We start from the raw sequence: 7,300 nt of genomic DNA, 5'->3' as shown, positions 1-7,300 counted from the left end.
CGGGGGCCTGGGCGTTATTGCTTTAATCCCCACCCCTCAACCGGCGCCCCCCGCCCCGGGGGGGGGCCGCCCCCCCGGGGGGGCGGGCCCGGCCCACCGCCCCGCCCCCCGCGGTGCGTTGTGCGCGCGAACACCCGGGCGCGGCGATATCGTCGCCGGGTGACGAGTCTTCCCGGCAGTGATCAGGGCGGCTCCACCGAGGAGCCCCGGGCGCCCGTGGTGTGCGCCCGCTGCGGCACCTCCGCGGCCGGCCCTCCGCCGGTCACCTGGACCTGTTCCGTGGAGAGCGGCGTCCGCCGGTTCTTCTGCGACAGCTGCTCCCGGGAGAACCTGCGGGCCATCGAGGGGCGGCTGGACTCGGCCTGGTGGTGACAGCCGGTGCGACGGCTCAGGCCTCCGCCGCCTGCTCCTCCTCGGGCAGCTCGGGTGCCTGCTCCTCCTCGGGCAGCCGGCGGGACAGCTCGGCCTCGCTCGGCTCGTGCGCCGGTACGAAGCCCGGCAGCCACTCCTCCAGTTCCTCCCGGAGCCGGACCGTCGCCCCCAGCTGGCACAGGACACCGATGGTGCTCAGTGTCACCCGGTGTATCAGCAGGTAGGCGGGCGGCAGATTGAGCTGCTTGCCGAGCTGGTAGGCGGGTGAGCGCGGGTCCGCGATGCGGGCCGCCTGGCTGCGCATCCAGGACCGGGTGAAGGTGAACTGCTCCACCTGGGCCGGCTCGATGATGGGCAGCAGGTAGTCCAGGACCGCGTCCGGGTCCAGTTCGATGGACTCCTTGACGAAGCCCTCCTCGCACAGCAGTTCGTAGACCGTGTTGGCGTCCCCGTCCAGGCTCATCCGCAGGGAGACGCCGATCGGCGCGGGCAGCCCGCCGGGGAGACGGTCGACCGTGCCGAAGTCCAGCACACCGAGGCGCCAGTCCTGCGTGCCGGCCGGACCGCCGGGCAGCAGCCGGAAATTGCCGGGATGCGGATCGGCGTGCAGCAGCCCGGTGCGGGCGGGACCCGAGAACAGGAAGCGGGCCAGCAGCTGACCGGCCCGGTCCCGCTGCTCCTCGGTACCGCCCGCGATCACCTCGGACAGCGGGACACCGTCGATCCACTCGGTGACCAGCACCTGCTCGCACTGGTGCACCACCGCGGGGACCACCACGTCCGGGTCGTCCGCGAACTCCTCCGCGTGCGCCGCCTGCGCCTGCGCCTCAAGCCCGTAGTCCAGCTCCTCGGCAACCCGGTCCTTCAGCTCCGCGATCAGCGGCTTGATGTCCATGCCCGGGATGAGCGGCCCCAACAGCCGGGCGAAGCGGCTCAGTTGGCTCAGATCGGACAGGAGTGCCTCACCGGCGCCCGGATACTGCACCTTGACCGCCACCGCACGGCCGTCGTGCCACACCGCCCGGTGCACCTGGCCGATGGAGGCCGCGGCCGCCGGCTTCTCGTCGAACTCCTCGAAGAGGTCGCGCCAGTCCGCTCCCAGCCGCTCCGCCAGCACGGCGTGCACCGTGCGGGTCGGCATCGGCGGCGCCGCCTCCTGGAGCTTGGTCAGCGCCGCACGGTAGGGACCGGCGACCTCCTCGGGCAGCGCGGACTCGAAGACGGACAGCGCCTGCCCGAACTTCATCGCGCCGCCCTTCAGCTCGCCGAGCACCTTGAAGAGCTGCTCCGCCGTCCGCTGTTGCAGCTCCCGGCCGACGATCTCCGCGGACTCGCCCACGATGCGCTTGCCCAGCCCCCAGGTCGCCCGGCCGGCGATGCCGAGCGGGAGCGCGGCGAGCTTGGCGGTCCGGGTGACCGCCTTCCGGGGAAGATCAGACATGCGCCCTCCAAGTCCCAGTCGGCCGTGCCGCGCCCGCGTCACGTCCGCGCTCCGTCACCGGCCGTTGCACCGCCATTGTCGCGCGCGCTTCCCCGTTGGTTGAGGAGTGCTCCCTTTTACCTTTCTCACCCTTTGCCGCCTCGCCTTTCTCCGCCGCGCCGCAGCCGCATGCCGGGTGCGGCGCGACCGGGCGCGCGCGCCAGGTCAGGCCGGGCAGGGACACCTCCCAGCGGGTTCCGGTGCTGGACGGGGACGCCCCGTCCAGGAAGGCCAGGGCGTGCGCCGCGGCCAGGCCGGCGACGGTCGTGGCCAGCGTCACATCACAGGCCCCGACCTGGCGGGCCCGCCCCGAGCGCCACTGGGCGATCAGCCGGGGCCAGGCCGGGTCCCGGTCCGTGCGGCCCTCGTGCAGACAGCGGGCGCAGCTCGACTCACCGGGCAGCACCAGCGGACCCACGACGCCGGTGCCCTCCACCACCCCGGCATACAGATGCGGGATGCCCGCGGCCATCAGCGGCTCGGCGGTGACCGGGTCGGGCGCATGCACGGCCACGTCGTCCCGGGGCGCGAGGATCACCAGGGAGAACCCGGGCTCCCCGGCGCCGGAGCCGGGGGAGTGGGCATGCCGCGGCGGGCGGTCCACGGCCGCCCGGCGGACCGCGGCCCGCGCGGCGGTGTCCCGGCGCTCGCGCAGCGACTCGGCGGACAGCCCGCCCGGTGCCACGTCCCACGGCTCCACGCGGCCCACGTCCCGCACCTCCACCTCACCGACCCCGACGGCCGCCAGCGCCGAGGCCAGCACCGCGCCCACCCGCCCGGCGCCCCGCACCTGCACCCGCAGCGCGCGCCGCGCGGCGAGCCGGGCCAGCGCGCCCCCCGGTTCCCGCGTGGTCAGGGAGAGCGAGGCGAGATCGGGGCGCAGCCGCTGGAGGACGTCCTTCCGCTCCCGCAGCGCATCCGCGGCCGGTCCGCCGCCGCGGGCGTCGTCGACGAGCCCGGCACGGGCCAGCCCGTCCACGAGCGCGTCCACATGGCGCTCCGACAGCGCTATCCGCCGGCCCTCCGCCCGCAGCAGCGGCAGCCCCCGGGTGCCGTCGAGCAGCTCCAGGAAGCTGCCCGTCGCCGGATCCATGGGCCCCAGCGTCAGGGCGTGCGCCGGGGTCATCCCGAACTGCACGGTGTTCAGATCGCGCCAGCCGCGCCGCAGCGCGGGTTTCACCATCGGATGCATGACAGCCCCCCGTGATCCAGGACGACCGACGTCCCCGTCCGCCGACGGGAGCGGTCATGTCCCGCCGACGCCACCCAGCATGCCCGGCCTCCGGCACCGGATGCGCCGAGTTATCCACAGGCGGGGTGATTCGTCGTACAAAGCGATCCGGCGTCGATCCGGCACAGGGATCCCGCCGGAACGATCCCGCCGTAAGAACCCCCACGCAACCACCCCGGAGCCGGGACTTCGCCCCTGCCAGCGGGTAACGTCGGGGCGTGCCCGCCGACCCACTGCACCGCGCCGGAAAGCCACAGCGCAGCACGACGAGCCAGCCGCCCGGCGGCTCGGGGGCGAGCGCGATCGAGGTCCGCAGGAGCGCCCGGCGCCGCCGGACGGTCTCCGCGTACCGCGAGGGCGATCGCACCGTCGTGCTGATCCCCGCCCGGATGTCCAAGGCGGAGGAGCAGCGCTGGGTGACTGTCATGCTCGACAAGCTCGCCGCACAGGAGAGCCGGCGCGTGCTGGGCGACGCCGAGCTGGCCGAGCGGGCCGAGCGGCTGTCCGCCCAGTACTTCGACGGCCGCGCCCGGCCCGCGTCCGTGCGCTGGGTCACCAACCAGAACACCCGCTGGGGCTCGTGCACCCCCGCCGAGGGCAGCATCCGGCTCTCGCACCGGCTCCAGGGCATGCCGGACTACGTCGTCGACTACGTGCTCTGCCACGAGCTGGCGCATCTGCTGGTCCCCGGGCACGGCCCCGACTTCTGGCGGCTGCTGGAGGCCTATCCGCGCACCGAGCGGGCGCGCGGCTACCTCGAGGGCGTGGTCGCCGCCGAACGGCTCCCGCACGTGCCCGGCGCCCGCGGCGAGGGACCGGCCGGCCGGGACGGCTGACCCGCACGTGTGAACGATCCGTGTGAGTGCCCGGGCGCGGTTGTGTACCGGGTCTGTACCGGCTACGGCCGTCGCCGGTCTTTGCCGTTAGCCTGGCGCGACGCACTCGCACTCGGGATGGGGGACGGTCGTATCGCATGGCCAGGGACTTCCAACGCGGCCACAAGGCCAGGATCAGTGATCTCACGGCGGGCACGGATCTGTACGTAGGCGTACAGATCTCCGCGCCGGGGCTGACCTTCGACATCAGCTGTTTCGGACTGGACGCCGAGGAGCGCCTCTCGGACGACCGGTACTTCGTCTTCTTCAACCAGCCGAAGACCCCGGAGGAGTCCATCCAGCTGCTGGGCGCCCAGGCGGGCGACACGGAGTCCTTCCGGGTCACGCTCGACCGGATCCCCTCGCACATCCGCAAGCTGTCCTTCACGGCGACCCTGGACGGCGCCGGGCAGATGTCCCAGATCGCCCCCGGCTATCTGCGGATCGTGGCCGGCGGCGAGGAGGTCGCCCGGTACGCGTTCAGCGGCTCGGAGTTCTCCACCGAGCGCGCCGTGATGCTCGGTGACATCTACTTCAAGGACGGCTGGCGGTTCGCCGCGGTCGGGCAGGGCTTCGACGGCGGTCTGGAGGCGCTGCTGAAGAACTTCGGCGGCGAGGTGCTGGAGGAGGAGGCCCCGGCCGCCCCGCAGCAGCCGCAGCCCGGCGCCACGCCCGGCTTCGCCCCGCCCGCGCAGGCCACGGCACCCCCCGCGTTCGGCGCCCCGGCCGAGCCCGCGCCGGCGTTCCAGCCCGGCCCGCAGGGCTTCACCCCGCAGCCCGGCCACACCCCGCCGCCCGCCCCGGCGCCCAACGTGCACGGCGCGCCCACCGTCATCGCACCCCTGACCGCGCCCGCCGGCGGCACCGTCCCGCCCCCGGCCCCCGCGCCGGCGCCGTACGGCCAGCCGCCGCAGCAGCCCCCCTACGGCGGCCAGCAGCCCTCGTACGGCGGTCAGCCGGGCGCGCCGATGCCCCCGGGCTACGGCCAGCAGCCGCCCGCGTACGGCGGCCAGCCGGCCCCGCCCATGCCGCCGGGGTACGGCCAGGTCCCCGGCCAGCCCACGGCCCCCTACGGCGCGCCGCAGGGCGCCCCGCAGGGCGGTGCCGGGGTGACGGCCGCGCTCCAGGCGTTCAAGGAGACGCCGAACGGACAGCGCTGGACGCCGCAGAACAAGAAGCTCATCCGCGTCGACCTGGGCGTCGGCGGCCAGCCCGTGCTCGCCAAGCAGGGCAGCATGGTGCTCTACCAGGGCAAGGTCGACTTCAGCTACAAGGGCGCCGGGTTCGCCGGCCGGATCGTCGGCGGAGCCACCGGCCAGGAGATGCAGCTGATGCGCTGCACCGGCCAGGGCCAGGTGTTCCTCGCCGAGAACGCCACCCATCTGCACCCCATCGAACTCCAGGGCGACGCCATCTGCGTCTCCGCCGAGAACGTCCTCGCCTTCGACGAGGGCCTGCACCACGAGGTCCGGCGCATCGAGGGCCACGGCATCCCCGGCGGCGCGCTGTTCACCATGCAGTTCCAGGGCACCGGCACGATCGTCGTCAAGACCCACGGCACGCCCGTGGTGCTGCCGGTCACGCCGACCACCTTCGCCGACTGCAACGCCGTCGTCGCCTGGTCGGCCGCCGCCCAGGTGATCGTCTCCAGCCAGGTCCGGATGCGCCGCAACGCCTACCCGGGCGACACCGGGGAGAGCGTCAACCTCCAGTTCCGGGGCGCGCCCGGCAACTTCATCGTCGTCCAGCCGTACGAGGTCTGAGGGAGCCCGTCATGAACCAGCCGCTCGCGGGCTTCGCTCCCGCACCCGTCACCGCCCGCATGGAGAACCACGGCAGCCACATGCTGAAGGTCGCCATGCAGACCGGAAACGACCTCCTCGCGCGCGTGGGCTCGATGGTCGCCTACGAAGGCTTCATCCAGTACGAGCCCAACCCGCCGGCGGTCCGCCAGATCGCCCGGGACTGGATCACCGGCGAGGGCGCACCGCTGATGAAGTGCTCCGGCGACGGACTGCTCTACCTCGCCGACTACGGCGCGAACGTCGTCGTCCTCAACCTCAACGGCGACGGCATCTCCGTCAACGCCACCAACCTGCTCGCCTTCGACGCCCACCTCAGCTGGGGCGTGGAGCGGGTGAAGGGGCTCGCCAAGTTCGCCGGCCAGGGCCTGTGGAACACGAAGATCTCCGGGCAGGGCTGGGTCGCGCTGACCTCCCGGGGCACGCCCATCGTCGTCGACTGCGGCGGCGGCGAGGACGAGACGTACGTCGACCCGGACGCGCTCGTCGCCTGGTCGCCGAACCTCAAGGTGAAGGGCAAGCGCAGCTTCAAGGCGCAGTCGCTGATCGGCCGGGGCAGCGGCGAGGCCTTCCAGATGGCCTTCTCCGGTCAGGGCATCGTCGTCGTCCAGCCCAGCGAGGACAGCACCGACCGCCTCCGGTTCCGGGGCTGAGGGGGAGCCAGAACACCATGCAGAGTCCGCTTTTCGCGCACAACGAGGTCCAGACCCAGGAGCGCTGGAGCCTTCAGAACGCGCAGCTGCTCCGGGTCGCCCTGGAGGGCCACGACGACATCCTGGCCCGCAAGGGCACCATGGTCGCCTACCAGGGGCTGATCGAGTTCGACGCCGAGTACCGCAGCAACGGGCAGGCACGCGCGCGTGCCCGCACCGGCGAGGGCCTGGACCTGATGCGCTGCCACGGCCAGGGCACCGTCTACCTCGCCAACCTCGCCCAGCACGTGCACATCATGGACGTCGAGCAGGACGGGCTGACCGTGGACAGCTCCTACGTCCTCGCCATGGACTCCTCGCTGCACCACGAGGTCATCGCCGTCGACAGCCTCTACGGCATCTCCGGCTCCGGGAAGTACCAGCTGAACATCACCGGGCGCGGCCGGGTCGCCCTGATGACATCCGGCGCGCCGCTGCTGATGCAGGTCACACCCGACCGGTACGTCAACTGCGACGCCGACGCGATCGTCGCCTGGTCCACCGGGCTGCGCGTGCAGATGCAGGCCCAGACGCACTCCTCCGGGGTGTGGCGGCGCCGCGGCAACACCGGTGAGGGCTGGGAGCTGAGCTTCATGGGTACCGGGTACGCGCTGGTCCAGCCCAGCGAGCTGCTGCCGCCGCAGAACGCGGTGATCGGCCAGGGCCTCGCCGCCCAGTTCGGCATGGGCCAGCACGGGGCGCACGCGCAGAACCAGGGCAACGTCTGGAGCTGACCGTGGAGTGAGGGGTGAGGGGGGGGGGGCCGCCCGCCTGTGGGGCCGGCCGGAGGGCAGAGTGATTGTGGAAATGTGGCAGCCCGGCCGGGCCGGCGTAGAGGTTTTGCTATC

The 7,300-nt window shown here is 73.2% G+C and carries 7 protein-coding genes; 5 read left to right on the top strand and 2 right to left on the bottom strand.

Annotation, left to right across the window (positions count from 1 at the left end; genetic code table 11):
• The first annotated feature begins 159 nt into the window (after positions 1–159).
• Entirely contained in the window at positions 160–372 is a 213-nt protein-coding gene (locus tag ACFVIU_RS02630) for a hypothetical protein (RefSeq protein ID WP_385840117.1), read from the top strand.
• 16 nt (positions 373–388) lie between these two features.
• Here ACFVIU_RS02630 and ACFVIU_RS02625 read toward each other — a convergent pair whose 3' ends face one another.
• Both ACFVIU_RS02625 and ACFVIU_RS02620 read right to left on the bottom strand, forming a co-directional pair.
• On the bottom strand, positions 389–1,813 hold the full coding sequence (locus ACFVIU_RS02625; protein WP_385840116.1) for an ABC1 kinase family protein: 1,425 nt from the start codon (positions 1,811–1,813) through the stop codon (positions 389–391).
• Entirely contained in the window at positions 1,806–3,044 is a 1,239-nt protein-coding gene (locus ACFVIU_RS02620) for a TOMM precursor leader peptide-binding protein (protein ID WP_385840115.1), read from the bottom strand. Before ACFVIU_RS02620 ends, ACFVIU_RS02625 begins: the two co-directional genes overlap by 8 nt.
• A gap of 257 nt (positions 3,045–3,301) precedes the next feature.
• On the opposite strand from ACFVIU_RS02620, the gene ACFVIU_RS02615 reads away from it, so the two are divergent.
• The 4 genes from ACFVIU_RS02615 (at position 3,302) to ACFVIU_RS02600 (ending at position 7,186) form a co-directional block, all read left to right on the top strand.
• Positions 3,302–3,919, top strand: coding sequence for a M48 family metallopeptidase (locus ACFVIU_RS02615; RefSeq protein ID WP_385840114.1), 618 nt, complete (start codon positions 3,302–3,304; stop codon positions 3,917–3,919).
• A gap of 137 nt (positions 3,920–4,056) precedes the next feature.
• Entirely contained in the window at positions 4,057–5,721 is a 1,665-nt protein-coding gene (locus ACFVIU_RS02610) for a TerD family protein (RefSeq protein ID WP_385840113.1), read from the top strand.
• 11 nt (positions 5,722–5,732) lie between these two features.
• Entirely contained in the window at positions 5,733–6,413 is a 681-nt protein-coding gene (locus ACFVIU_RS02605) for an AIM24 family protein (protein ID WP_385840112.1), read from the top strand.
• 17 nt (positions 6,414–6,430) lie between these two features.
• Positions 6,431–7,186, top strand: a complete 756-nt coding sequence (locus tag ACFVIU_RS02600) for an AIM24 family protein (RefSeq protein ID WP_385840111.1) — start codon at positions 6,431–6,433, stop codon at positions 7,184–7,186.
• Positions 7,187–7,300: the final 114 nt, after the last annotated feature.

Source organism: Streptomyces sp. NPDC127190 (genome assembly GCF_042672505.1).
In the GTDB taxonomy this organism is placed as follows: Bacteria; Actinomycetota; Actinomycetes; order Streptomycetales; family Streptomycetaceae; genus Streptomyces.
Note: the sequence above shows the minus strand (reverse complement) of the source record. Positions and strands in the feature narration are given on the sequence as shown.